Raw genomic sequence first — 25200 nt, 5'->3', positions numbered from 1 at the left:
CCGCCTCAGGCCCCCAGGGCGGCCGACACCAGCGAGCGGGCCTCCTCCTGCACCTTGGCCAGGTGGTCCGGGCCCTTGAAGGACTCGGCGTAGATCTTGTACACGTCCTCGGTCCCGGACGGCCGGGCCGCGAACCAGGCGCTCTGCGTCGAGACCTTCACCCCGCCCAGCTTGGCGCCGTTGCCGGGCGCCGATGTCTGCACCGACGTGACCGGCTCGCCCGCCAGCGAGCCGGCCGTCACCTGCTCGGCCGAGAGCTTGCCGAGCACGGCCTTCTCCTCCCGGGTGGCGGGCGCGTCCACCCGCGCGTACGCGGGCTCGCCGAACCGCTCGACCAGGCCCCGGTAGCGGACGCTCGGCGACTCGCCGGTGACGGCCAGGATCTCCGCGGCCAGCAGCGCCAGGATGACGCCGTCCTTGTCGGTGGACCACACCGAGCCGTCGCGCCGCAGGAACGACGCCCCCGCGCTCTCCTCGCCCCCGAACCCGAGCGACCCGTCCAGCAGTCCCGGCACGAACCACTTGAAGCCCACCGGCACCTCGTACAGCCGCCGGCCCAGCGACTCGGCCACCCGGTCGATGATCCCGCTGCTGACCATGGTCTTGCCCACGCCCGCGTCGGACGGCCAGCCGTCGCGGTGGGTGCAGAGGTAGGAGATGGCGACGGCCAGGTAGTGGTTGGGGTTCATCAGCCCGCCGTCGGGGGTGACGATGCCGTGCCGGTCGGCGTCGGCGTCGTTGCCCGTGGAGATGTCGTAGGTGTCGCGATTGGCGATGAGCGAGGCCATCGCGTACGGCGACGAACAGTCCATCCGGATCTTGCCGTCCCAGTCGAGCGTCATGAACCGCCACGTCGGGTCCACCAGCGGGTTGACCACGGTCAGGTCCAGCCGGTGCCGTTCGGCGATCTCCCCCCAGTAGGCCACGCTCGCCCCGCCCAGCGGGTCGGCCCCGATGCGCACGCCGGCCGCCCGGATCGCGTCGAGGTCGACGACCGAGGGCAGGTCGTCCACGTACGTCCCGAGGAAGTCGTAACGCCCGGCCCGGTCCAGGGCCGCCGTGTACGGCACCCGGCGTACGCCCTTGAGCCCGTCCTGCAGCAGCCGGTTGGCGCGATCCTGGATCCACCCGGTGGCGTCGGTGTCGGCGGGGCCGCCGTGCGGCGGGTTGTACTTGAACCCGCCGTCGCCCGGCGGGTTGTGCGACGGCGTGACGACGACGCCGTCCGCGAGCCCGCTCTTACGGCCGCTGTTGTGCCGCAGGATGGCGTGGGAGACGGCGGGCGTGGGGGTGTAGCCGTCGCGCGAGTCGATGAGCACGGCGACGTCGTTGGCCGCGAACACCTCCAGCGCCGACACCCGGGCGGGCTCCGACAGCGCGTGCGTGTCGATGCCCAGGAACAGCGGCCCGTCGGTGCCCTGCGCCTGCCGGTACTCGCAGATGGCCTGGCTCGTGGCCACGATGTGGTCCTCGTTGAACGCCGACCTCAGCGACGACCCCCGGTGCCCCGACGTGCCGAACGCCACCCGCTGCGCCACCTCGCCGGCATCCGGGTGGAGCGCGTAGTAGGACGTCACCAGCCTGGCGACGTCGACCAGGTCGGAAGGCCGGGCGGGCTGTCCCGCGCGTTCATGCGTCATGTAGGTCACTTTACAAATCGGGCCCGGCCGGGCGGGTGACCGCACGGCGGTGTGGGGAGATACATTCGCGTCAGTCACCAGAACGGAGTTCTGTTCTCATGCGCTACGGATATTTCCTCGCCGAACCTCAAGGACCCGACGCGATCGGCGGTCTGCGCGACCAGATCGCCCAGGCGGTGGAGGACGGCTTCTCCTCCGCCTGGCTCTCCAACATCTTCGGCCTCGACGCCATCACCGCCCTGACCGCGGCCGGCGTCCAGGCGCCGCCCATCGAGCTCGGCACCGCCGTCGTGCCCACCTACCCGCGCCACCCGGCCGTGCTCGCCCAGCAGGCCATGACCGCCAACGCCGCGCTCGGCGGCCGGTTCGCCCTGGGCATCGGCCTGTCGCACAAGATGGTCATCGAGAACATGTTCGGCTACAGCTTCGAGCGGCCCGGCCGGCACATGAAGGAGTACCTCGACATCCTGATCCCGGCCTCCCGCGGCGAGCAGGTCGACTACCAGGGCGAGACGCTCAAGGCCAACGTGCGGCTCACCACCCCCGGCGCGGGCTTCCCCGTGCTCGTGGCCGCGCTCGGCCCGCGCATGCTCAAGCTCGCCGGCACCGTGGCCGACGGCACCGTGCTCTGGATGACCGGGCCGCGGACGGTCGCCGAGCACATCGCGCCCACCATCACGGCCGCCGCGGCCGAGGCGGGCCGCGAGCGGCCCAGGATCGTCTGCGCGCTGCCCATCAGCGTCACCGACGACCGCGCCGCGACCGTCGAGCGGGCCAACGAGATCTTCAAGATCTACGGGCAGCTCCCCTCCTACCGTGCCATGCTCGACAGGGAAGGGGCGGCGGGGCCGGGCGACGCGGCGATCGTCGGCGACGAGGACACCGTGCTGGCCAGGCTCGAGGAGCTGAAGCAGGCGGGGGTGACCGACTTCGTGGGCTCGATGTTCGCCAACCGGGAACGCACCAGGAGCCTGCTGATCGGCGCGGCGAAGGGCTGATCCGCGTACATCTCCATAAGATCCGGCAAGGTGAAGCGCGTGCTACAAGGCATCGATGTGTCGAACTGGCAGGGCACCGTCGACTGGGCCGGCCACGCGGAGGCGGGAGTGGCCTTCGCCTTCGCCAAGGCGACCGAGGGCGGCGACTGGACCGACAAGTGGTTCGCGCGCAACTGGAACGGCATGCGCGAGAGCTGGATCGTCTGCGGCGCCTACCACTTCGCCAGGCCCAAGGGCGACCCCATCGAGCAGGCACGGCACTTCCTCGGCGCGATCAGGTCGGCGGGCGGGCTGCGCCGCGGCGACCTGGTCGCGCTCGACCTCGAGACCAACGACGGCCTGCGCCCCGAGCAGGTCGCCAGGTACGCCCGCCGCTGGTGCCACCACGTCGAGCGGCACACCGGCGTGCGGCCGTTCATCTACACCTTCCAGGCGTTCGCGCGCGGCGGGCACTGCGCGGGGCTGGCCGAATACCCTCTCTGGATCGCCAGCCCCGAGAGCCCGCGCGGCAACCCGCCGGTGCCAGGCCCCTGGCGCGACTGGACCATCCACCAGTACGCCAACAGCCCGATCGACCGCAACGTCTTCCACGGCACCCGGCAGGAGCTGACAAAGCTGGGGTTTCACCCGCGATAGCATCGGTGACTACCGTCGAACCTGCCTCGGTGCCGGGCATCGAGCGCGACCTTCAAGGAGTTCACCGTGTCAGCCGAGCTACGCATCACCCTCGCCGGAGCCGAGCGTGTGGTCGCGGCCGGCACGACGGCCGGGGAGGCGCTCGAGGCCGACGGCCGCACCGTCATCGCCGCCAGGGTCAACGGCGAGGCCCGCGACCTGGCCTGCGCGCTGGCCGACGGCGACGCCGTCGAGCCGATCGAGATCTCCAGCGAAGAGGGCCGGGCGATCGTCCGGCACTCCACCGCGCACGTCATGGCGCAGGCGGTGCAGGAGCTGTTCCCCGAGGCCAAGCTGGGCATCGGGCCGCCCGTCGAGAACGGGTTCTACTACGACTTCGACGTCGCGCAGGCGTTCAACCCCGACGACCTCAAGCGCATCGAGAAGCGCATGCGCGAGATCGTCAAGCAGGGGCAGCTCTTCTCCCGCCGCCCGGTCAGCGACGACGAGGCGCGCGAGGAGCTGGCGGCGGAGCCGTACAAGCTGGAGCTGATCGGCCTCAAGGGCGGCGCCGCCGACGAGGAGAGCGTCGAGGTGGGGGCCGGGCAGCTCACCATCTACGACAACCTCGACGCCAAGAGCGGCGAGCTGTGCTGGAAGGACCTGTGCCGGGGCCCGCACGTGCCCTCCACCCGGTCCATCCCGGCCTTCAAGCTCATGCGCTCCGGCGGCGCCTACTGGCGGGGCAGCGAGAAGAACCCGCAGCTCCAGCGCATCTACGGCACCGCGTGGGAGTCCCGCGACAAGCAGGAGGAGTATCTCAAGCTGCTGGAGGAGGCCGAGAAGCGCGACCACCGCAAGCTGGGCGCGGAGCTCGACCTGTTCAGCTTCCCGCCGGAGCTGGGCAGCGGCCTGCCGATCTTCCATCCCAAGGGCGGGATCATCCGCAAGGAGATGGAAGACTACATGCGCAGGCGGCAGGCGGAGGCGGGCTACGAGTTCGTCAACACGCCGCACCTGACCAAGAGCTCGCTCTTCGAGACCTCCGGCCACCTGCCGTGGTACGCCGACGACATGTTCCCCGCCTTCGAGCTGGAGGGCATCGAGTACCGCGTCAAGCCGATGAACTGCCCGATGCACAACCTGATCTACCGGGCGCGCGGGCGTTCCTACCGTGAGCTGCCGCTGCGGCTGTGCGAGTTCGGCTCGGTCTACCGCTACGAGAAGTCCGGCGTGGTCCACGGGCTCACCCGGGTGCGCGGCATGACGCAGGACGACGCGCACATCTACACCACCCGCGAGCAGATGGCCGACGAGATCAAGTCGCTGCTGCGGTTCGTGCTGAGCGTGCTGCGCGACTTCGGCCTGGAGGACTTCTACCTGGAGCTGTCCACCCGCGACGACTCCGAGAAGTTCATCGGCGACCCCGCCGAGTGGGAGGAGGCGACCGACGCGCTGCGCCAGGTCGCCACCGAGTCCGGCCTGACGCTCAAGGACGACCCGGGCGGCGCGGCCTTCTACGGTCCCAAGATCTCGGTGCAGGCCAAGGACGCCATCGGGCGCACCTGGCAGCTGTCCACCATTCAGCTCGACCTCAACCAGCCCAAGCGGTTCGGCCTCGAATACCAGGCGGCCGACGGCTCGCGGCAGACCCCGGTCATGATCCACCGGGCGCTGTTCGGCTCCGTCGAGCGCTTCCTCGGCGTGCTCACCGAGCACTACGCCGGCGCCTTCCCGCCCTGGCTGGCCCCGGTGCAGGTGGTGGGCATCCCGATCGCCGAGGCCCACGTGCCCTACCTGCAGGACGTCGCCAAGAGGCTGCGGGCCGCCGGGATCCGCGTCGAGGTCGACACGGCCGACGACCGGATGCAGAAGAAGATCCGCAACGCGCAGAAGGCCAAGGTGCCCTTCATGCTGCTGGCCGGCGACGACGACATCGCCAACGGCGCGGTGTCCTTCCGTTACCGCAGCGGCGAGCAGAAGAACGGCGTCCCCGTGGAAGAGGCGATCGGCGAGATCGTCAGCGCCGTGGAGCGCCGCGTCCAGGTCTGAGCATCGATCACGCGGAAGCGGGCCGTGCCTGATGGCACGGCCCGCTTTCCGTCTCGGCCGCCTTGGCGATGGGTCGCCCCACGCATCCGGTTTGTGGAAGTCAGCGATTGAAGAGGCGGAATGTCACTGCCGGCCGTCCGCCGAAGCGTTCCGCCTGCTCCCGGGCGAACCCCTCGATCAGGTTGCGGGCGTAGGTCTCCGGGGCCTCGTCGGTGAGAGCCTCGATGTAGGCGCGGTGCTCCAGGAGCGAGCGCACGCCCCGCTCCAGGCCGTCGGTGACGTCCACGGCATGGGTGGGGGTGTCGGATCCGGCGACGGCGATCCACCGCACGCCGTTCCACGGCTCGGCCTCCGTGTCCGGAAATATCCAGCGATTTCCGGCGTCGCCGACCGCGTCCATCACGGCCCGCCCCACGGCCCGGTGGTCGGGGGTGTTCCAGTACGCGCCTCCCCAGGTGTCCTCGTAGTTCAGCGTGATCACGAGCTCGGGGCGGTGCCTGCGGATGGCGGCGGCCAGCTCCTCGCGCAGCCGGAGGCCGTACTCGATCACCCCGTCGGTGTGGTCGAGGAACTCCACGTCCGTCACCCCGGCCACGGCCGCGCTGGCCCGCTGCTCGCGCTCGCGCACCGGGCCCGCCTTGGCGGGCTCCAGCGTGTCGATGCCCGCCTCGCCCCTGGTGACGAGCAGGTAGGAGACGTGACGTCCGGCATCGGTCCAGACGGCCACGGCGGAGGCGCAGCCGTATTCGAGGTCGTCGGGGTGGGCCACGATGGCCAGTGCGCGCTGCCAGTCGTCCGGCATGGGCGCCAGCTGATCGATCATGCCTGCCATCCTGGCAGCACCGGCGCCCCGCCGACAGACGCCGCTTCATCCGCGTACTTCACGGCGGGCGGGTGCTCGTGCGACGCTTGCGCCGGGAGAGCACGACAGTACGGCGCCCGCGCGGCGCGGCGCGGCACTCGCGTGGTGCGGGGCTCGCGTGGTGCGGGGCTCGCGTGGTGCGGGGCTCGCGTGGTGCGGGGCGCCGCGACGCGACGTTCGGGCCGGGAGCTCGGGATGGCAGGACTGATCAGGGGCGGCACGTGGGCCAGGGAGGCGACGTGGGCGACGAGAGCGAGGCCGTTGCGGCCGTCAGGGAGGGCGGGCGGGCCGCGTTCGGGGAGCTGGTCGAGGGCCACCGGCACGAGCTGCGGGTGCACTGCTACCGGATGCTGGGCTCCTACACCGACGCCGACGACATGGTGCAGGAGACCATGATGCGCGCCTGGCGGCGGCGGGAGACGTTCGAGGGGCGCTCCACGTTGCGGGCCTGGCTCTACCGCATCGCCACCAACGCCTGCCTCGACCTGCTGTCGGGGCCCGCGCGCGCCCGCGAGATCACGGTGGGCGTGGGCGGCGAGTCCCGCTCGCCGTTCGCGGAGGTGCCGTGGCTGCAGCCGTACCCGGACCGCCTGCTCGACCTGGCCGCGCCGGGGGCGGGCACGCCGGACGCGGTGGCGGTGGAGCGGGAGACGATCGAGCTGGCCTACCTGGCCGCGATCCAGCACCTGCCGCCACGCCAGCGGGCGGTGCTGATCCTGCGGGACGTGGCCGGATGGTCCGCCGAGGAGACCTCGCAGGCGCTGGAGCTGAGCGTGGCGGCCGTCAAGAGCGCCCTGCAGCGGGCCCGCGCCACGCTGCGCATGCACCTGCCCGCCCGGCGCTCCCAGTGGGGCCCCGCCACGGCGCCGAACGAGCAGGAGCGGGCCGTGCTGCGCCGCTACATGGAGGCGTCCGTGGAGGGCGACCTGTCGGCCCTGGCCGAGCTGCTGCGCGAGGACGCGCGGCAGACCATGCCGCCGGCCTCGCAGGTGTACGACGGCCGGGCGGCCATCCTCGACATGTGGCGGCCCGTCATGATCGGGCCGGAGGCGTGGGGCGAGTGGAAGGCGCTGGCCACGCGCGCCAACCGGCAGCCGGCCGTGGCCAACTACGTACGCCGTCCCGGGCAGGGCCGCTACACCGCCGTCAACATCGACGTGCTCCGCGTCGAGGACGGCCTGATCGCCGAGATCACCACGTTCGGCGCCGAGCTGCACACCGCTTTCGGCCTGCCCCACGAACTTTGAGAGGAGATTTCCCGGCCCGGACCGATTCCTTTCCCGCCGCCCCGCCGTCATATGGCCGTACGACCACTCACTAGAGAGGAATTCCGCCATGACCGAGCACAACGACCCCAAGCTCAAGGCTCTCGACCGCCTCGTCGGCACCTGGAAGGTCACCGGCGCCGCCGCAGGCACCGTCACCTACCGCTGGATGGAGGGCGGCCACTTCCTCATCCAGGACGTGGACCTCACGCAGGAGGGCGGCACGGTCAAGGGCACGGAGTTCATCGGCAGGAAGCGGCCGTACGGGGCGGAGGAGCCCAGCCAGGACGTGCACTCCTGGTACTTCGACAGCGACGGCAGCACCCTGGCCTACGTGTACGAGATCGAGGGCGACACGCTGACGATCTGGGCGCACAAGAAGGACTCGGGGGCCTACTACCGCGGCACGTTCAGCGCCGACGGGGCGAGCGTCACCGGCGCCTGGGTGTACCCCGGTGGCGGCGGCTACGAGTCGAACATGACCAGGGTGGGTTGAGCCTCAGCCCGGCTCCTCACCCTCGACCAGGTCCTCGGCGGGGCCACGGGCCGCGGCCCGGCCCTCGCCGGGGAGCCGGACGTCGTCCACGGTGACGTTCACCTCCATGACGCGCATGCCGAGCATCCGGCTGACGCTCCTGGCCACGTTCGTCTTGACCTCGGAGGCGACGTCCATGACGACGTGGCCGTACTCGACCACGATCGTCAGGCTCACCGCCACCTGGCGGTCCTGGATCTGCGCGCTGACGCCCTGGTTGCCGCGGCGGGAGCCGATGCCGATGCGGTCGCGTACGGACTCGAAGGCCCGCGCCAGGTCGCCGCCCATGTCGGCGACCCCGGCCACCTCCAGCGCGGCCAGCGCGGCCACCTTCTCGACCACCTCGTCGGCGACCTTGATCCGGCCCTTGACCACCGCCCCCGAGGTGGGCGCCTCGATGTACGAGGGCGGCGAGGGGGCAGGTTGCTCGGCGGACGGTGCGGGCTGCTCGGCCAAGGCTTCACTCATCGCGGCCTCCTGTAGGCGGGTGCTCAGGATTGTGCCGGAAGAGGACCCCGTTTGTCCGGGGTCCTATGCTGCTAGTTATGCACGATCAGGCAGGGGCCGGGGCCCCCGACAACTTCCAGCGTCTGTGGACCCCGCATCGCATGGCCTACATCAAGGGCGAGAACAAGCCGACCGGCACCGGTCCCGGCGACGGCTGCCCGTTCGACGCCATCCCGAAGATGAGCGACGAGGACGGCCTGATCGTGAAGCGGGGCGAGACGGTCTACGCCGTGCTCAACCTGTACCCGTACAACTCGGGCCATCTGATGGTCGTGCCCTATCGCCACGTGTCCGACTACGACGAGCTCGACGCCGCCGAGGTGGCCGAGCTGGGCGAGTTCACGCAGCGGTCGCTGCGGGCGCTGCGCAAGGCCAGCGGCGCGCAGGGCTTCAACGTGGGCATGAACCTCGGCCACGTCGCGGGCGCGGGCATCGCCGCCCACCTGCACCAGCACGTGGTGCCCCGGTGGGGCGGCGACACCAACTTCATGCCGGTCGTCGCCCAGACCAAGGTGCTGCCGCAGCTACTTCACGACACCCGCCAGCTGCTCGCCGACGCGTGGGACTGACTCGCCGTCGCGGCGCAGCGCGCCGATGCCGGTGGCCAGCAGCAGCGGCACGGCCAGTGCCAGGGCCATCGACAGCACGGCCGCGCCGGAGTCGTTGACCAGCATCCCGACCACGCCGCTGACGAGCGTGCCGATCAGGCCGGCACGCAGCGCGGGGGAGTGCTCGAACGCCGCGGGCACGACTCCCGCCGACGCCTGCTCGGGGCGCAGGATCGCGTACACGAGGAACGCCACGGCGGCGATCACGATCGGCATCAGGTTGGGGTTGGCCAGGGTGGAGACCATGGCCAGGAACTTGCGCCAGATGACGTCCACGGCCTCCCCGGTCAGCACCTGCCCCACGAACCTGCCCAGGTGCGACTGCTCCTCCGGGGGCCGCAGGTAGTTGAGCCACGCGAAGCCCATCACGATCACGCCTCCGGCTACGCAGAACGCGCCCAGCTTCACCAGCGAGACGCGCTTGCCCGAAAGGATCAGCGCGGTCACCGCGATGCCCGGCACGAAGGCGATCACGCCGCCGAAGTCGCTGCCCATCCCGGACCCGCCCAGCACCATCGCGAACGCCCCCAGCACCACGATCGCGCCCACGCCCACCTTGCCCGGCCACCGATGGGCGATCACCGTGGTGGCCAGCAGCGTGCCGGTCGCCAGCAGCGCGAACGGGATGTTGCCCAGGCCGAAGTAGCGGGCCCCCTGCTCGGCGCTGTAGCCCATGAAGCTGTTGAGCTGGAGGGTGGTGCCGGTGAGCAGGTCGCCGACGAGGGTGAGCGCCGTGATCGCGGCGACCACGGCCAGCGGGCCGAGCGGCCTGCGCCGCCACGGCCCCGCCAGCGCCAGCGCGGTGATCGCCGCCCACCAGGCCGCCATGCCGCCGAACAGCTCCAGGTGGGAGTCCCACGGCAGGAGGTTGACCAGGAACGAGGTGACGGGCAGGGCCGCGAGCGCCACGGCGGCGCGGCGTACCCAGGGCAGGCCCTTGCGGCGGCGCAGCAGCAGGAAGGCCAGCACGTAGAACAGGACCTGGAACACCGCCAGGGCCGTGAAGTAGGCGGCCTTCGCCGAGCGCATGGTCTGGGCGGTGGCGTCGGCGCTGCGGAGCCGTTCGACCGTCGCGCCCGGCTCGCCCACCCGCAGCGGCACGCCCACGACCGTGCTCGGCACGGCCACGCCCAGCTCGTCCAGCACGGTGGCGGTCAGGTCGGTCAGGATCGAGATGTCGTCCCTGCGCGTGGAGGCGGCGCCCAGCAGCCGCCCCTCGGCGCCGGGCTCGCGCAGCGCGGCCACCCGCAGGTGCGGCACGGAGCCGTGGTCCGACAGGCCCGCCAGCAGCACCGTCGTGCCGGCGGGCAGCACCGACAGCAGCGCCCCCGCCTTGGTGTCGGCCAGCCGCAGCGCCTCGCGCCGCTCGGCGGGGCCGAGCTTGTCGGGCACCTTGGGCAGCCGGCCGGGCTCGCCCGCCAGGTACGGCTGGACGAGGTCGTCCACGTCCATCGCCACCATCCGGCACTTCTCCAGGCCGGCGGTCCCGACCTGGAGCGGCGAGGCGTGGTAGTGAGCCACCGCGCCCTGCCGGTCGGCCAGCGCCAGTGCCGCGCCGGGCCCGATCGCGATCGAGCACTGCCCGGCAGCCTTCAGCGACTCGCCCAGCGTGCCCGCCGTGCGCTGGCCGGCCACGTCGATGAGGTACCGGTAGTCGGGGATGACTGCGCCCTCGCCCCTGGGCTCGGGCGCGGGCGGCGCGCCGCACGCGTAGCCGACGGCCGACCTGGTGCCCGCCGACACGGTGAGCCAGCCGTCGTAGGGGCAGGTCACGTTGCCGACCGTGCGGACGGACAGGGAGCCGATCGCGCTGGACCCGGCCAGGGCCCACAGGTTGGGGGTGCCGGACGGGGTCAGGTCGTTCCAGTGCAGGCCGGGCACGCCGATGAGCGCCACCCGCCCCGTCTCGGACCCCGCCCTGGCGGGGCCGGCGAACAGAGCATGACCGATAATCACCTGACCGACCAGCACGGCCAGCACGACCAGCGCGCGCCTCACCCGATGACCTCCCGTGATCGCAGAGTTCTGTGGCACGGCCGGGCTGGGTAGTGCTAGGTCATGCTCCGGCGCCACCAGACGCGACTACCCTCTCATGCGCCGGGAGTGCCGGAGGCCGTCTTCCGCCCGCCGGGCGGCGATCGTACGGACCGATCGTCGCGTCTCAGCCGGCCACCGGGGTGAGCCAGTGGCGGTAGCGCTCGTCCCTGCCGTGCACGACGGCGTCGTAGGCGTCGGCCAGCCTGGCCGTCACCGGGCCTGGGCCGGTGCCCAGCTCCCGGCGGTCGACCGAGGAGACGTGCACGACGCCGGCGGCCGTGCCGCACAGGAAGACCTCGTCGGCGGTGTAGAGGTCGGAACGCATCAGCTCGCGCCTGACCGCCGGCAATCCGAGGCCGGCGGCCAGGCGCTCCACGGTGTCCTGCGTGAGCCCCGCCAGCGCGCCCGCGCTGTCGGGCGGCGTGGCGAGCACCCCGTCGCGGACGACGAAGAGGTTCGCCCCGGTGCACTCGCTGACGTAGCCGGCGGAGTTCAGCAGCACGGCCTCGTCGTAGCCGGCGTCGAGCGCCTCGTGCTTGGCCAGGACGGAGTTCAGGTAGGGGCCGGTGGCCTTGGCGGCCGTGGGCACGATCGTGTGGTCGTTACGCCGCCAGGAGCTGGTCATCAGCCGGACGCCGGAGCCGAGCAGCGCGCCCCACTCCCAGGTGGCGATGGACACGGTGGTCGGGCAGCCGCGCGCCGCGATGCCCATCTCGCCGTAGCCGCGGTGCGCGAGGTGGCGGATGTAGCAGGAGGGGCGGCCGTTCGCGGCCACCGTCCGCAGCGTGGCCTCGCGCAGCTCGTCCATCGTGTACGGCATCGCCAGCCCGATGATCCGCGCGCTGGCCGTCAGCCGCCGCAGGTGGTCGTCCAGCCGGAAGACGGCGGGCCCGTCCTGCGTCTCGTACACCCTGGTGCCTTCCAGGACGGCCGTGCCGTAGTGCAGGGCGTGCGACAGCACGTGCACCCGGGCCTCGCCCCACGGCACGAGCTCCCCGTCCATCCAGATGAACTTGGCCTCCTCCACCCGCACTCCTTCCTTCGGTGGCCCGGCACGACGACATTCGATGGGCCAATTGCGCGGTGAGTGGCACAGTATCGGGATAATGGTGGCTATGGGAAGGGAAGACACCCTCGTCACACTCGTCCGCGACCGCCTCCGGCTCCACCAGGGCCCGCCCAGCCGGCGGCTGGCCGGCGCGCTCGCCGACCTCGCCCAGACCGGCCTCATCAGCCCCGGCACCCGCCTCCCGTCGGAGCGCGACCTGGCCCAGGCGGTCGGGGTCAGCAGGGGGACGGTGGCGGCGGCGTTCAACGCCCTGTGCGAGGAGGGATGGTGCGAGCGGCGGCACGGGAGCGGCACGTACGTGCTCGGCACCCCCTCGTTCGGCGGACTCCTGCAGGCGGGGGCCGTGCGCGCGGACCTGTTCACCTCCGTGGTCCCCGACCCCTCCCACCTCGTCCTGCCCTCGATCGACCCGGCGGACCTGCTGAGGGTGCCCAGCGGGCACGGGTACGACGCGATGGGCGATCCCCGGCTGAGGACGGTGCTGGCGAGCGGCGAGAGCGCCGACCCGAAGGACGTCCTCGTCACGGCGGGCGCCCAGCAGGGCATCGACCTGGCCGCCCGGGTGCTGCTGCGGCCCGGTGACCGCGTCCTGGTGGGGGACCCGGCCTACGGGGGCGCGCTGAGCGTGTTCCGGCGGGCGGGGGCGCACGTGGTGGCCGTCGATCTCGGCGCGCCGGCCGCCGTCGAGGAGGCGCTGGCCCGCCATCGCCCCGCCGCCGTGTACGCGGTCAGCGTCGACAACCCGACCGGCGCGGTCCCGCCGCTGCGGCACGTCGCCGAACTGGCCAGGGACGCGGGCGTGACGGTGGTGGAGGACCGGACGCTGGCGGCCCTCGTGTACGACGGCACGCCGCCGCCCGAGCCGCTGGCCCGGGTGCATCCGTACGGGACGGTGACGGTCGGGTCCCTGTCGAAGGTGTTGTGGGGCGGGCTGCGGGTGGGCTGGCTGGCGGCCCCGGAGCCGCTGCTGGCCCGCCTGACCGAGGCCAAGGTGGACGCCGACCTGGCGACCAGCGCGGTCGCCCAGCGGCTGGCCACCGACCTGCTCGAACGCAACCCCGTGCGGCCCTGGCTGGCCGAGCTGGCCCGCCGCAGGGAGCACTGCCTGGCGGCGCTGTCCGCGCACCTGCCCGAGTGGACGTGGACGCGCCCGGCGGGCGGGCTGTCGGTGTGGGCGCGGCTGCCGGGCACGGACACCGACAGGTTCGCGGCCGTGGCGCGCGAGCACGGCGTGGCGGTCGCGCCCGGCTCCCTGTTCTCCCCGGACGGCCGCCACCGCGACCGGCTGCGCCTCAGCTTCGCCCTGCCGCCGGACCTGCTGGACCAGGCGGTCGCCGGTCTGGCCCAGGCCTGGCGGGCCTACGGGAGATGAAGGCGGCTCGCGAGAGGGCCGGGATCAGCCGACCACCACCTCGTCACCGGTGCCCACGTCCCCGCCGGCCCGTCCCGGATCCCTGCCACGGCTCCGGGGAGCTCTCGATCGAGGTCATGACCTCCCCAGGCCTGCCGACGAGGCCCAGCAGGAGCACGCTGACGACCGCACAGGACAAGATCCGGATCAGTCGCATAAGCCCCAGCATGGCCCAAGAAAGCGGAGAAAATGGCGAAAGGCCGGTCGAAAGTCGACCGGCCTTTCGGCGTCACGCGAGGCTCAGACCTCGTCCACCTTGACCTTCACCGCCTTGCTCTCGTGGTGCAGGCGGTCGAGCGAGGTGACCAGATACGTCCCCGCCGACTTCGCGGCGTAGGACGGGTCGCTCACCACGGCCACCAGGTTCCGCGCGTCGGTGGTGTGGCAGTCCTTGCCGGACTTGGGCACCTGGTACACGGCGTACGCCCGGGCCCCCTCCGAGGGCTTCCAGGACAACCGCGTGCCCGCCGCCTTGGCGTCGGCAGGGGCGGCCGGGGCCGAGCCGCCGAGCGAGTCCTGCAGCGGCAGCAGCGCCGGGCGGCTGTAGTGGGCCTTGGCCATCCGGTCGACCGCCCCGAGCGGGTTGGCCATCAGGTTCTTGGCGCTGAAGTAGACGGCGCCGTCGACCTGCTTGCTGGCGCGGTTGACGCCCACCTGGCCGGCGAGCTCGCCGGGCTTGAGCCAGGTCCTGTCGTCCTTGGCGCCGACCCGGTAGGCGCCCTGGCCGATGTAGAGCTGCACGTCGCTGCCCTTGACCTCGTTGGACCACCAGCGCACCAGCGTGTTGTAGTCGGCCAGCTTGTGCCCGCGCGGCCAGTAGAGCTGGGGCAGCACGTAGTCGACGGTGCCGGACTTGATCCAGGCGCGCGCGTCGGCGTAGATCGAGTCGTACGCGGACATGCCGGACGTGCTCGACCCCGTCGGGTCCTGGGCCTTGTTGCGCCAGATGCCGAACGGGCTGATGCCGAACTTCACGTGCTGCTTGGACGCGTGGACGGCCTTGTCGACCTGCGCGACGAGCTTGTTGACGTTGCCGCGCCGCCAGTCGGCGAGCGAGGCGCCCTTGCCGTACTTGCGGAAGGCGGCGGTGTCGTCGAACTTCGCCCCCGCCACGGGGTAGGGGTAGAAGTAGTCGTCGAAGTGCACGCCGTCGATGTCGTAACGGTCCACCACGTCGGTGATGACCTTGGTCACGTGCTCGCGGACGGCCGGCAGGCCGGGGTTGTAGTAGAGGCGGCCGCCGTACTTGACGGTCCAGTCGGGGTGCCGGCGCGCCGGGTGGTTGGCGGGCAGCGCCGAGGCGCTGTCGCCGTAGGAGGCGCGGTAGGGGTTGAACCAGGCGTGGAACTCCATGCCGCGCTTGTGCGCCTCGTCGATGAGGAACGGCAGCGGGTCCCACCCGGGGTCCTTGCCCGCGGTGCCGGTCAGGTACTGCGACCAGGGCTCCAGCGAGCTCTTGTAGAGGGCGTCGGAGGCGGGCCGGACCTGGACGAAGACCGCGTTGAGATTGCGCTTGGCGGCGTTGTCCAGGATCTTGACGTAGTCGGCCTTCTGCCGGTCGATGCCGTGGCCGGCCTTGGAGGGCCAGTCGATGTTCTGGGTCGTGGCGATCCACACTCCGCGCAGCTCACGCTTCGGGAAGCGGGCATCGGCCTTGCAGGCCGCAGCGGGGGGTGGGGCGACGGTCGTCTTCTTCTCGCTCGCTGCCGGGCTCTCCGCGGGTCCGAAGACGTAGGCGGCGGTCGTCGTGGCGACGGCCAGGGCGGCAGCGGCTAGGAGTGGGCGTCCAGTTCGCATAGTGCCACCCAGTGTGACAGCTGCTCCGGCATGCTCGGTACGAAAAACCGAAATCAAGTCGTGACACGTTTGTGACAAAAGCCTACTGCTGGGCCGGGAGGGACAAATCCCTCCCGGCTCTCCGCGGAGCTCAATCCGCGGCCGTCAGCTTGGTTGCGAGGTTCGCGGGCAGCGGTTCATAGCGCAGGAACGTGCGCGTGAACGTGCCCGTGCCGTGTGACATGGATCTCAGGTCGATCGCGTACCGCGTGATCTCCAGCTCGGGCACCTCGGCCTTGACCAGCGTGCGGCCCGTGCCGACCGGTTCGGTGCCGAGCACGCGCCCGCGCCGCGACGACAGGTCGGACATCACGGACCCGACGTGGTCGTCGGCCACCAGCACCGCCAGCTCGTCCACGGGCTCCAGCAGCAGCGTCGGGACCTTCGAGGCGGCCTCCTTGAGCGCGAGCTGGCCCGCGATCTGGAAGGCCATGTCGGAGGAGTCGACGGAGTGCGCCTTGCCGTCGTACAGGGTGACCCGCACGTCCACCATCGGGTACCCGGCGACGACGCCGCGCTCCATCTGGGCCCGCACGCCCTTCTCCACCGACGGGATGAACTGCCGGGGCACCACGCCACCCACGATCTTGTCCACGAATTCGAAGCCCCCGCCGGACGGCAGCGGCTCGACCTCGAGGTGGCAGATGGCGTACTGGCCGTGGCCGCCGGTCTGCTTGACGTTGCGCCCCATCGCCTGGCACTTGCCGCCGAACGTCTCGCGCAGCGGCACCCGCAGCTCGATCCGCTCGACCTCCACGCCGTGCCGCTTGGCCAGGCGGTCGAGGAGCACGTCGGTGTGCGCCTCGCCCATGCACCACAGGACGAGCTGGCGGGTCTCGGCGTTGTTCTCCAGGCGCAGCGTCGGGTCCTCGGCCACCAGCCGGCCGAGAGCCTGCGACAGCTTGTCCTCGTCGGCCTTGGACCTGGCCCTGATCGCCACGGGCAGCAGCGGGTCGGGCATGATCCAGGACGTCATCAGCAGCGGGCGCTCCACCTCCGACAGCGTGTCGCCGGTCTCGGCGCGCGACAGCTTGGCCACGGCCACGATGTCGCCCGCCATGCCCTTGGCGATGTTGCGCTGCTGCTTGCCCAGCGGGCAGGTCAGGGTGCCGATGCGCTCGTCGACGTCGTGGTCCTCGTGCCCGCGGTCGGCCAGGCCGTGCCCGGAGACGTGCACGGTCATGTCGGGGCGCAGGGTGCCGGAGAAGACGCGGACGAGGCTGATGCGGCCCACGTACGGGTCGCTGGTGGTCTTGACGACCTCGGCCACGAGCGGCCCGTCGGGGTCGCACGTGATGCCCTTGACCGGCTTGCCGGACAGGTCGGTGATCTCGGGCATGGGATGTTCGAGCGGCGACGGGAAGCCCTGCGTCATCAGCTCGAGCAGTTCCTGGGCGCCCACGCCGATGCCGCTGCACAGCACCGGGTAGAAGCTGCCCCGCGCGACGGCCTTCTCCAGGTCGTCGATGAGCACCTTGGTGTCGATGGGCTCGCCCTCGAGGTACCGCTCCATGAGCGACTCGTCCTCGCTCTCCTGGATGATGCCCTCGATCAGCACGCCGCGGTGCTCCTCGATCTGCGCCTCGTACTCCGCGCCCGGCTCCTTCACCGTGCGCTCGCCCGTGGCGTAGTTGTAGAACTTCTGCGTCAGCAGCCCGATCAGCCCGTTGACGTGACCGTTGGTGATCACCGGGAGGTAGAGCGGCGCGACGCCGTCGCCGAAGATGTCCTGGCAGGTCGCGAGCACCTCGTCGAAGTCGGCCCGCTGGTGGTCGATCTTGGTGATCACGACCGCCCGCGGCATGCCGACCTGCGAGCACTCCTCCCAGAGCATCTGGGTGAGACCGTCCACGCCGTCGGAGGCCGACACCACGAACAGCGCCGCGTCGGCCGCGCGCAGCCCCGCGCGCAGGTCGCCCACGAAGTCGGCGTAGCCCGGGGTGTCGAGAAGATTGATCTTGATGCCGTTGTGCACCAGCGGCGCCACGGAGAGGTTGACCGACCGTTGCTGCCGGACCTCCACCTCGTCGAAGTCGCTGACCGTGTTGCCGTCCTCCACCCGTCCAGGGCGCTGGATGGTGCCCGTCGAGGCCAGCAGCTGCTCGACGAGGGTCGTCTTACCCGCTCCTGAGTGGCCGACCAGCACGACATTGCGTATCGCATCCGCCCTGTCGGCCGCGGGTGCCCTGCCCGCGGCTCCCACGGCCCCACCAGAGTTTCTTTCCGCCACATCGGCCTCCCGCGTCGTCGGTTGTGTGCCAACGCCGCGCCCGCGCGGAGGGAATGGAAACCGCATGGACGCGGTGTGTTCACCAAATACCCGTGTGGCGGATATCACAAGGGGGGTGGGGCAAAGAAAGTTGTCAGGCGCGTCATGGCCTACGATCGGACCGCGATGCTCAAACTCCTGCGCCCGGCCATGACCCGGATACTCACCCCGCTGGGCAGGGCCCTCGTCGGCCGCGGGATCGGCCCGAACGCCGTCACGGCGGTCGGCACCCTCGGCACCGTCGTGTCCGCCCTGCTCTTCTTCCCCCTGGGGCAGCTCACCTGGGGGGCACTCGTCATCACTGTCTTCGTGCTGTTCGACCTGCTCGACGGCGTGGTGGCCCGGCTCGGCGGGAAGGGGGGCAGCACCTGGGGGGCCTTCCTCGACTCCACGCTCGACCGGGTCGCCGACTCCGCCATCTTCGCCGGCCTGATCATGTACTTCATCTCCGTCGACGACACTCTGATGGCCGCGGTGACACTGGTGTGCCTGATCGCCGGCGCCGTGGTCTCCTACGCCAAGGCCAGAGCGGAAGGGCTCGGGCTCACGGCCGACGTCGGGCTGGCCGAGCGGCCGGAGCGGCTGGTGGTGGCACTGGTGGCCGCCTGCTTCTCGGGGCTCGGCGTTCCGTACATCCTGCCCGTGGGCATGTGGCTGCTCGCGGTGGCGAGCCTGATCACCGTCGGGCAGCGGGTGGTCGCTGTCTACCAGCAGACGAGGGAGAGATGAGCGAGAAGGTGTCCTTCGGCGACCGCGTCGTGGCGGCCGGGTTCGCGGCGGGGTGGAAGCTCGTGCCGCTGCTGCCGCAGCGGCCGACGGCCGCGGTCTTCCGGTTCCTGGCCGACCGGGTCTGGAGCAGGCGCGGCAAGTCCGTACGCAGGCTGGAGTCCAACCTGGCCAGGGTGACCGGCCTGGAGGTCGGCAGCCCCCAGCTGCGCGAGCTGACCAGGGCCGGGATGCGCTCGTACTTCCGCTACTTCCACGAGATCTTCCGGCTGCCCGCCATGGACCGCGGCGAGCTCGTGCGCCGCACCCACGTGATCGGGGCCGAGCACATCCACAGCACGGTGGCCGCCGGGCGCGGCGTGGTGCTGGCGCTGCCGCACATGGGCAACTGGGACCAGGCCGGGGCGTGGCTGGTGGGCGTGGGCCACCCGTTCACGACCGTGGCCGAGCGGCTCAGGCCCGAGTCGCTGTTCCGCCGCTACGTGGCCTTCCGCGAGGGGCTGGGCATGGAGGTGCTGCCGCTCACCGGTGGCGACGGGCACAACTTCGGCACCCTGGCGACGCGGGTGCGCAAGGGCGGCGTGGTCTGCCTGCCGGCCGAGCGCGACCTGACCAAGAGCGGCGTCGAGGTGAGCTTCTTCGGCGCGACCACCAAGTACCCGGCGGGGCCGCCGCTGCTGGCGGTGCAGACGGGGGCGGCGCTGCTGCCCGCCACCGTCTACTTCGTGGGCGACGACTGGGGCATCCACATCCACCCCGAGCTGCCGGTCCCCGCCGAGGGCACCCGTCAGGAGAAGGTCGCGGCCGTGGCGCAGGGCCTGGCCGACGTGTTCGAGAAGGGCATCTCCGAGCATCCGGAGGACTGGCACATGCTGCAGCGGCTCTGGCTCGACGACCTGGAACCCCGATGAGGGTCGGCATCGTCTGCCCGTACTCGTGGGACGTGCCGGGCGGCGTCAAGCAGCACATCGACGACCTGGCCCAGGCGCTGATCGCGCAGGGGCACGACGTGTCGGTGATCGCGCCCGCCGCGGACGACGAGGAGCTGCCGCCGTACGTGACGGGCGCCGGGCGGGCGATCCCGGTGCCGTACAACGGGTCGGTGGCCAGGATGTCGTTCGGGTTCCTGTCGGCCGCGAGGGTGCGGCGCTGGGTGCGTACGGGCGGCTTCGACGTGCTGCACATCCACGAGCCGCTGATCCCGAGCCTGGGCGTGCTGGCCTGCTGGGCGGCCAAGGGGCCGATCGTGGCGACCTTCCACGCCTCCTTCACCCGCTCGCGCGCGATCGCCGTGGCCGAGCCGCTGCTGCGCAGCGCGCTGGAGAAGCTCAGCGGCCGCATCGCGGTCTCCGACGCGGCCCGCAAGAGCCTGGTCGAGCAGTTCGGCGGCGACACCGTGCTCATCCCGAACGGCGTCACCGTCGCCCGCTACACCGAGGCGGAGCCGCTCGACGGCTGGGGCCCCGACGGGTCCACGCTGGGTTTCCTCGGCCGCATGGACGAGGAGCGCAAGGGGCTGCCGATCCTGCTCGACGCGTTCAGGACGCTGGCGGCCGAGCGGCCGGACGTGAAGCTGCTCATCGCGGGCCCCGGCGACGAGAAGGACGTCTTCGACAAGGTGCCGAAGGAGTTCCGCGACCGGGTGACCGTGCTGGGCATGGTGAGCGAGGCCGACAAGATCCGCGCCTACCACTCGGTCGACGTGTTCGTGGCGCCCAACACGCGGGGCGAGAGCTTCGGCATCGTGCTGGCCGAGGCGATGGCATCCGGGGCGACGGTGCTGGCCAGCGACATTCCGGCCTTCCGCAGGGTGCTGGGCGACGGGCAGGCGGGCGCGCTGTTCGCCAACCGCGACCCCGCCTCGCTGGCGCGCGAGGCCGCCGCGCTGCTCGACGCGCCGGAGCGGCGGGCCAAGCTGGCCGCCGAGGCGCTGGTCGCGGTCAGGAAGTACGACTGGTCCACGGTGGCGCGCGACGTCGTCCGCGTCTACGAGACCGTCACCACGAGCGGCGCGGGACGCGTGGAGGAAGACCTGTGACATCCACCATGATCGTGCTGATCGTGGGCATCGTGGTCGTGCTCACGGCCGTCTACATCTCCTGGCGGGCCGGGCGGCTGGACCGCCTGCACATCCGGCTGGAGCTGGCCCAGGAGTCGCTGGACGCCGCGCTGATGCGGCGTCGCGCGGTGGTGCTGGAGCTGGCCGGCTCGCGCCTGCTCGACCCCGCCACGTCCCTGGTGCTGGCCGCGGCGGCGCACGAGGCCAGGTCGGCCGGGCCGGAGGAGCGCGAGCACGCCGAGAGCGACCTGTCGCGGACGCTGCGGGCGGTGGTGGACCAGGAGCGGTTCAGGGAGAAGCTGTCGGAGTCGCCCGGCGGGCGCGAGCTGCTGGAGGAGCTCGACGCGGCCGTGGCCAAGGTGGTCTACTCGCGCCGCTTCTTCAACAACGCGGTCGGGGTCACGCGGGCGGCCCAGGACCGCTGGCTCGCCAGGACGTTGCGCCTGGCCGGGCACACGGAGTACCCGCAATTCTTCGAGATTGATGACAATCCGCCCGCAGCTATGGCAACTGAATGACCTGATTTGGGGAAGCCAGTAAGCTTCATCCCGTTTTCGGGCTGAAGCGAGGAGAGTTACACGTGCGGCTACCCCGGATGATCACGGTCTACCTGGCCGGAGCGGCCGTGCTGCTGCCCGTGGCGGCCTGTTCGTCGGACGACCCGGCCGCCGGCCAGGCACCGGCGCCGTCCGCGACGGCGGCGCCCAGCGAGGAACCGGAAGAGGTCAAGGCGCATCCGTTCACCGGCAAGCCGTACGCGAGCCTCAAGCCCGTGCTCGCGGTGAAGATCGAGAACACCGCGGCGGGCAAGCCCCAGCTCGGGCTCAAGAGCGCGGACATCGTCTACATCGAGCAGGTGGAGGCCGGGCTGACCCGCCTCATGGCCATCTTCTCCTCCAAGCTGCCGCCCAAGGTGGGCCCCGTGCGCAGCGCGCGCATCTCCGACCTGCACATCGCGCCGCAGTTCGGCAAGCCGGCCTTCTCGTACTCGGGCGCGCAGACCAAGATGCTGCCGTTCATCGCCGAGGCGTCCCTGTACGACGTGGGCGACACCCGCAACCCCGGCGCCTACTTCCGCCAGCCCGGCCGCTTCGCCCCCTACAACCTGTTCGCCAACACCAAGCAGCTCCTGGCCAAGGCGCCCAAGGCGAGCAAGGCCAAGGACATCGGCTTCAGCTTCGGCGACGCGCCGGCCGAGGGCGGGGTCGACAAGAAGTCGTACACGGTCAAGTGGCCCGCGGCCCGCTTCACCTTCGCCTGGTCGGAGGACAAGCAGCAGTGGATGATCTGGCAGGACGGCAAGAAGAACATGGCCGCGGAGGGCGGCCAGCTCAGCGCGCCGACGATCGTCGTCCAGTACACCAAGACCGAGCGCTCGGAGTTCCACGACAAGAACGACAGCTACACGCCGCTCGTGCACACCACGGGCAAGGGTTCCGCGATCGTGCTGCGTGACGGTAAAGCTTTCAAGGCGCGGTGGGAACGGGAATCGGAGGAGAGCGGCACGACGTTCACCACTGAGAGCGGCGAGCCGATGAACTTCGCCCCCGGCCAGGTCTGGGTCGCCCTCGCCAGCCGCAAGCCCGTCATTCCGTAGAAGTCACGGGGCGAATCCTGACATCTTGGCATGTCGGAGGAGGGGTCCTCCAGGACCTACGATGGGCTTGAAACCTACCGAATCGCCGTGAGAGCCCGTGAGGATGACCGTGTCGACCAGCACGCCAGAAAGCACCCCCGTCACCGGAACCGCGCGCGTCAAGCGCGGCATGGCCGAGATGCTCAAGGGCGGCGTCATCATGGACGTCGTCACCCCCGAGCAGGCCAAGATCGCTGAGGACGCCGGCGCGGTGGCCGTCATGGCCCTCGAGCGCGTGCCCGCCGACATCCGCGCGCAGGGCGGCGTGTCCCGGATGAGCGACCCCGACATGATCGACGGCATCATCAACGCCGTCTCGATCCCCGTCATGGCCAAGGCCCGCATCGGCCACTTCGTCGAGGCCAAGGTGCTGCAGTCGCTCGGCGTCGACTACGTCGACGAGTCCGAGGTGCTCACCCCGGCCGACTACGCCAACCACATCGACAAGTGGCAGTTCACCGTGCCCTTCGTCTGTGGCGCCACCAACCTGGGCGAGGCCATGCGCCGCATCACCGAGGGCGCGGCCATGATCCGCTCCAAGGGCGAGGCCGGCACCGGCGACGTCTCCAACGCCGTCACCCACATGCGCACGATCCGCGCCGAGATCAAGCGGCTCACCTCGCTGCCCGAGGACGAGCTGTACGTCGCCGCCAAGGAGCTGCAGGCCCCGTACGAGCTGGTCGTCGAGGTCGCCAAGACCGGCAAGCTGCCGGTCGTGCTGTTCACCGCGGGCGGCATCGCCACCCCGGCCGACGCGGCGATGATGATGCAGCTCGGCGCCGAGGGCGTGTTCGTGGGCTCGGGCATCTTCAAGTCGGGCGACCCGGCCAAGCGCGCCGCCGCCATCGTCAAGGCGACGACCTTCTACGACGACCCCGACGTCATCGCCAAGGTCTCGCGCGGCCTGGGCGAGGCCATGGTCGGCATCAACGTCGACGAGATCCCGCAGCCGCACCGCCTGGCCGAGCGCGGCTGGTAGTCCGGCGCGTCGTTGCAGGTCACCGCGCTGGACGCGTGAGACGATCACGTCTGGCAGGCCGCTGACGGCCTGGCGGGGGCGCCACAATGTGACGGTGGAAATTGCCAAATAAGGCGACATCCGCGAAGGATGTCGCCTTTTTGGTGTTGTGTGGTGTTCACCGCGTAGTCATGATCCTCAGTCAGGCTACGGGTCAACCCTCGTTCCTTGATCGTCCCGGGAGCCACACGTGTCCAAGCTCAACCGCCGACACTTCCTCGTCACAGGGTTAGCCGCAGGCGCCGCCGCGGCGATCCCCGCGGGTGCCGCGCACGCCGACCCCGACCCCACGGCCGAGAGCGCGCAGAGCCTCGCCTCGCGCGGCCTGACCACCGACCCGTTCACGCTCGGCGTCGCCTGCGGCGACCCCGACAGCGAGGGCTTCGTGATCTGGACCAGGCTCGCCCAGCAGCCGATGGCCGAGGACGGGCTCGGCGGCATGCCGCAGCGGCCCTTCCCCGTGCAGTGGCAGATCTACGCCGACGAGCGGGCCCGCCGCGTCGTCCGCACCGGCGTCTCCGTCGCCACCCCCGAGTGGGGTCACAGCGTCCACGTCGAGGTGCAGGGCCTGAGCTCCGACCGCGACTACTGGTACCGCTTCCGCGTCGGCCCGTACGTCTCGCAGCTCGGCCGCGCCCGCACCGCCCCGCACCCCCTGTCGTACGGCGGCGGCCTGGCCATGGCCTTCGTCTCGTGCGCCCAGTACGAGCACGGCTACTTCACCTCCTACCGCCGCCTGGCCGAGGAACACCCCGACCTGATCCTGCACCTCGGCGACTACCAGTACGAGTACACCAAGAACACCTACACCATCCCCGGCGGCAACATCCGCCACCACGAGGGACCCGAGACCGAGACCCTGGCCAACTACCGCCAGCGGCACGCCCAGTACAAGGCCGACCCCGACCTCCAGGCCGCCCACGCCGCCGCGCCGTGGCTGGTCGTCTGGGACGACCACGAGCTGGACAACAACTGGGCCGACGAGGTGCCCGAGCGGCCCGAGAACCCCCAGCCGAACTTCCTGAGCAGGCGCGAGGCCGCCTTCCGCGCCTACTACGAGAACATGCCGCTGCGCCGCACCTCCATCCCGCGCGGCATCGACATGCAGCTCTACCGCCGCATCCGGTGGGGCCGGATGGCCACCTTCCACATGCTCGACACCCGCCAGTACCGCGACGACCAGGGCTGCGGCGACGGCTACCGCGACTGCTCCGCCTCCGTCGACCCGGCCCGCTCGATCACCGGCGCCGCGCAGGAGGAATGGCTGCTGCACGGCTTCCGCCACTCGCGCGCGCAGTGGGACATCCTCGGCCAGCAGGTCTTCTTCGCCCAGCGTGACAACAACGCCGGGCCCGTCAAGGTCACCTCCCAGGACGCCTGGGACGGGTACGTCGCCTCCCGCCGGCGGATCACCCAGGGCTGGATCGACGCCCAGGTGCGCAACCCCGTCGTCCTGACCGGCGACGTGCACGCCCACTGGGCCAGCGACCTCAAGCTCGACTACGACGACCCGACCGGGCCCACCGTGGGCTCCGAACTGGTGGCCACGTCGATCTCGACCGGCGGGAACGGGGCCGACTCCGACCCGGCGCAGCATCCGTTCCTCACCATCAACCCGCATCTGAAGTTCTACAACAACCAGCGCGGATACGTGCTGACGAAGATCGAGCGCGACCAGCTGGCGGCCGACTTCAAGGTCGTGCCGCAGGTGCAGACGCCGGGGTCCGAGGTGTACACCCGGGCCACGTTCGTCATCGAGGACCGGGTGCCCGGGGTGCAGCAGACGTACCTGCGCCCGCTGGACCCGACGCTCCGTCGCGGGGCTGGGATGACCGTGGAGGAGACGGTTCGGCTGGAGACCGAGCGTCCGTAACCGCCCGCCTCGCCGCTGGGCCGGCGTGAGCACGTCGAACCTCCTGGACGTGCTCACGCTCCCGCGGCTCCGAAGGCCCTTCTTCGCGCGATCGTGGGCTCTGTGCCCTTGGTGTCTTGTACGTCGCGTGTTGTGCTCCGGCATCGCGTGCAGTTCGCACGTCGCGCCGCACTTCGCCGCACCA

At 71.2% G+C, this 25200-nt stretch carries 21 protein-coding genes; 14 read left to right on the top strand and 7 right to left on the bottom strand.

The genetic code is table 11. The annotated features are described in order from the left end of the window. Nucleotides 1–5: 5 nt before the first annotated feature. Nucleotides 6–1640, bottom strand: coding sequence for a phosphoglucomutase (alpha-D-glucose-1,6-bisphosphate-dependent) (gene pgm / locus AB0I79_RS23375; protein WP_357876198.1), 1635 nt, complete (start codon nucleotides 1638–1640; stop codon nucleotides 6–8). A 98-nt stretch (nucleotides 1641–1738) separates the two neighbouring features. Between pgm and AB0I79_RS23370 the strand changes: the two genes are divergently transcribed. From AB0I79_RS23370 to thrS, 3 genes are all read left to right on the top strand, one after another. Continuing rightward, nucleotides 1739–2638 (top strand): TIGR03564 family F420-dependent LLM class oxidoreductase, encoded by a 900-nt coding sequence (locus AB0I79_RS23370; protein ID WP_357876196.1) that lies wholly within the window; start codon nucleotides 1739–1741, stop codon nucleotides 2636–2638. Between the two features lie 30 nt (nucleotides 2639–2668). Further along, the gene (locus tag AB0I79_RS23365) at nucleotides 2669–3274 is read left to right on the top strand and encodes a glycoside hydrolase family 25 protein (protein ID WP_357876194.1); all 606 of its coding nucleotides are present in this window, start codon (nucleotides 2669–2671) and stop codon (nucleotides 3272–3274) included. 66 nt (nucleotides 3275–3340) lie between these two features. Then, entirely contained in the window at nucleotides 3341–5305 is a 1965-nt protein-coding gene (gene thrS / locus AB0I79_RS23360; RefSeq protein WP_357876193.1) for a threonine--tRNA ligase, read from the top strand. Nucleotides 5306–5405: 100 nt separating this feature from the next. On the opposite strand, the gene AB0I79_RS23355 is transcribed toward thrS, so the two are convergent. Beyond that, nucleotides 5406–6128, bottom strand: coding sequence for a PIG-L deacetylase family protein (locus AB0I79_RS23355; RefSeq protein WP_357876191.1), 723 nt, complete (start codon nucleotides 6126–6128; stop codon nucleotides 5406–5408). A 278-nt stretch (nucleotides 6129–6406) separates the two neighbouring features. Between AB0I79_RS23355 and AB0I79_RS23350 the strand changes: the two genes are divergently transcribed. Further along, nucleotides 6407–7414, top strand: a complete 1008-nt coding sequence (locus AB0I79_RS23350; protein WP_357876189.1) for an RNA polymerase subunit sigma-70 — start codon at nucleotides 6407–6409, stop codon at nucleotides 7412–7414. A gap of 88 nt (nucleotides 7415–7502) precedes the next feature. Beyond that, nucleotides 7503–7928, top strand: coding sequence for a hypothetical protein (locus AB0I79_RS23345; RefSeq protein ID WP_357876187.1), 426 nt, complete (start codon nucleotides 7503–7505; stop codon nucleotides 7926–7928). Between the two features lie 3 nt (nucleotides 7929–7931). Here the strand turns inward: AB0I79_RS23345 and AB0I79_RS23340 are convergent, their stop codons facing one another. Beyond that, nucleotides 7932–8435, bottom strand: a complete 504-nt coding sequence (locus tag AB0I79_RS23340; RefSeq protein WP_357876185.1) for an Asp23/Gls24 family envelope stress response protein — start codon at nucleotides 8433–8435, stop codon at nucleotides 7932–7934. A 77-nt stretch (nucleotides 8436–8512) separates the two neighbouring features. Between AB0I79_RS23340 and AB0I79_RS23335 the strand changes: the two genes are divergently transcribed. Continuing rightward, nucleotides 8513–9043, top strand: coding sequence for an HIT domain-containing protein (locus AB0I79_RS23335; protein WP_357876183.1), 531 nt, complete (start codon nucleotides 8513–8515; stop codon nucleotides 9041–9043). On the opposite strand, the gene AB0I79_RS23330 is transcribed toward AB0I79_RS23335, so the two are convergent. Further along, nucleotides 8999–11080: a hypothetical protein gene (locus AB0I79_RS23330; RefSeq protein ID WP_357876181.1), complete on the bottom strand. Its 2082-nt coding sequence runs from the start codon at nucleotides 11078–11080 to the stop codon at nucleotides 8999–9001. The two genes, AB0I79_RS23335 and AB0I79_RS23330, sit on opposite strands and share 45 nt — an antisense overlap. Before the next feature lie 163 nt (nucleotides 11081–11243). Next, a complete protein-coding gene (locus tag AB0I79_RS23325) occupies nucleotides 11244–12146 on the bottom strand; it encodes a branched-chain amino acid transaminase (RefSeq protein ID WP_357876179.1) in 903 nt (300 codons plus the stop codon). Between the two features lie 88 nt (nucleotides 12147–12234). On the opposite strand from AB0I79_RS23325, the gene AB0I79_RS23320 reads away from it, so the two are divergent. Next, nucleotides 12235–13560, top strand: coding sequence for a PLP-dependent aminotransferase family protein (locus tag AB0I79_RS23320; protein WP_357876177.1), 1326 nt, complete (start codon nucleotides 12235–12237; stop codon nucleotides 13558–13560). 279 nt (nucleotides 13561–13839) lie between these two features. Here AB0I79_RS23320 and AB0I79_RS23315 read toward each other — a convergent pair whose 3' ends face one another. Together AB0I79_RS23315 and AB0I79_RS23310 are read right to left on the bottom strand one after the other, a co-directional pair. Further along, nucleotides 13840–15396 (bottom strand): family 10 glycosylhydrolase, encoded by a 1557-nt coding sequence (locus AB0I79_RS23315; protein ID WP_357876175.1) that lies wholly within the window; start codon nucleotides 15394–15396, stop codon nucleotides 13840–13842. A 130-nt stretch (nucleotides 15397–15526) separates the two neighbouring features. Next, the gene (locus AB0I79_RS23310) at nucleotides 15527–17665 is read right to left on the bottom strand and encodes an elongation factor G-like protein EF-G2 (RefSeq protein WP_357876173.1); all 2139 of its coding nucleotides are present in this window, start codon (nucleotides 17663–17665) and stop codon (nucleotides 15527–15529) included. 144 nt (nucleotides 17666–17809) lie between these two features. Between AB0I79_RS23310 and pgsA the strand changes: the two genes are divergently transcribed. The 7 genes from pgsA to AB0I79_RS23275 all read left to right on the top strand — a co-directional run bounded on the left by pgsA (nucleotide 17810) and on the right by AB0I79_RS23275 (nucleotide 25016). Further along, nucleotides 17810–18433: a phosphatidylinositol phosphate synthase gene (pgsA, locus tag AB0I79_RS23305; RefSeq protein WP_357876171.1), complete on the top strand. Its 624-nt coding sequence runs from the start codon at nucleotides 17810–17812 to the stop codon at nucleotides 18431–18433. Continuing rightward, complete coding sequence (locus AB0I79_RS23300) at nucleotides 18430–19341, top strand: phosphatidylinositol mannoside acyltransferase (protein ID WP_357876169.1); 912 nt, start codon at nucleotides 18430–18432, stop codon at nucleotides 19339–19341. Before pgsA ends, AB0I79_RS23300 begins: the two co-directional genes overlap by 4 nt. Continuing rightward, nucleotides 19338–20468 carry a glycosyltransferase family 4 protein gene (locus AB0I79_RS23295; RefSeq protein WP_357876167.1) on the top strand — a complete coding sequence of 377 codons (1131 nt, stop codon included), beginning with the start codon at nucleotides 19338–19340 and terminating at the stop codon, nucleotides 20466–20468. Before AB0I79_RS23300 ends, AB0I79_RS23295 begins: the two co-directional genes overlap by 4 nt. Next, nucleotides 20465–21007: a hypothetical protein gene (locus AB0I79_RS23290; protein ID WP_357876165.1), complete on the top strand. Its 543-nt coding sequence runs from the start codon at nucleotides 20465–20467 to the stop codon at nucleotides 21005–21007. Before AB0I79_RS23295 ends, AB0I79_RS23290 begins: the two co-directional genes overlap by 4 nt. 62 nt (nucleotides 21008–21069) lie before the next feature. Beyond that, entirely contained in the window at nucleotides 21070–22086 is a 1017-nt protein-coding gene (locus AB0I79_RS23285; RefSeq protein WP_357876163.1) for a DUF3048 domain-containing protein, read from the top strand. Between the two features lie 103 nt (nucleotides 22087–22189). Next, nucleotides 22190–23104, top strand: coding sequence for a pyridoxal 5'-phosphate synthase lyase subunit PdxS (gene pdxS, locus AB0I79_RS23280; RefSeq protein ID WP_357876595.1), 915 nt, complete (start codon nucleotides 22190–22192; stop codon nucleotides 23102–23104). Between the two features lie 229 nt (nucleotides 23105–23333). After that, entirely contained in the window at nucleotides 23334–25016 is a 1683-nt protein-coding gene (locus tag AB0I79_RS23275; protein WP_357876161.1) for an alkaline phosphatase D family protein, read from the top strand. Nucleotides 25017–25200: the final 184 nt, after the last annotated feature.

The organism is Nonomuraea sp. NPDC050202 (assembly GCF_040656115.1).
Classification (GTDB): Bacteria; Actinomycetota; Actinomycetes; order Streptosporangiales; family Streptosporangiaceae; genus Nonomuraea.
Note: the sequence above shows the minus strand (reverse complement) of the source record. Positions and strands in the feature narration are given on the sequence as shown.

Bases quoted from the DNA above. Each gene is read 5' to 3' on its own strand.
- AB0I79_RS23335 (WP_357876183.1), top strand. From the start codon at position 8,513: ATGCACGATCAGGCAGGGGCCGGGGCCCCCGACAACTTCCAGCGTCTG.
- pgsA (WP_357876171.1), top strand. From the start codon at position 17,810: ATGGCCTACGATCGGACCGCGATGCTCAAACTCCTGCGCCCGGCCATG.
- AB0I79_RS23295 (WP_357876167.1), top strand. From the start codon at position 19,338: ATGAGGGTCGGCATCGTCTGCCCGTACTCGTGGGACGTGCCGGGCGGC.
- AB0I79_RS23355 (WP_357876191.1), bottom strand. From the start codon at position 6,128: ATGATCGATCAGCTGGCGCCCATGCCGGACGACTGGCAGCGCGCACTG.
- pdxS (WP_357876595.1), top strand. From the start codon at position 22,190: ATGACCGTGTCGACCAGCACGCCAGAAAGCACCCCCGTCACCGGAACC.
- AB0I79_RS23320 (WP_357876177.1), top strand. From the start codon at position 12,235: ATGGGAAGGGAAGACACCCTCGTCACACTCGTCCGCGACCGCCTCCGG.
- AB0I79_RS23340 (WP_357876185.1), bottom strand. From the start codon at position 8,435: ATGAGTGAAGCCTTGGCCGAGCAGCCCGCACCGTCCGCCGAGCAACCT.
- AB0I79_RS23370 (WP_357876196.1), top strand. From the start codon at position 1,739: ATGCGCTACGGATATTTCCTCGCCGAACCTCAAGGACCCGACGCGATC.
- AB0I79_RS23345 (WP_357876187.1), top strand. From the start codon at position 7,503: ATGACCGAGCACAACGACCCCAAGCTCAAGGCTCTCGACCGCCTCGTC.
- AB0I79_RS23300 (WP_357876169.1), top strand. From the start codon at position 18,430: ATGAGCGAGAAGGTGTCCTTCGGCGACCGCGTCGTGGCGGCCGGGTTC.
- pgm (WP_357876198.1), bottom strand. From the start codon at position 1,640: ATGACGCATGAACGCGCGGGACAGCCCGCCCGGCCTTCCGACCTGGTC.
- AB0I79_RS23315 (WP_357876175.1), bottom strand. From the start codon at position 15,396: ATGCGAACTGGACGCCCACTCCTAGCCGCTGCCGCCCTGGCCGTCGCC.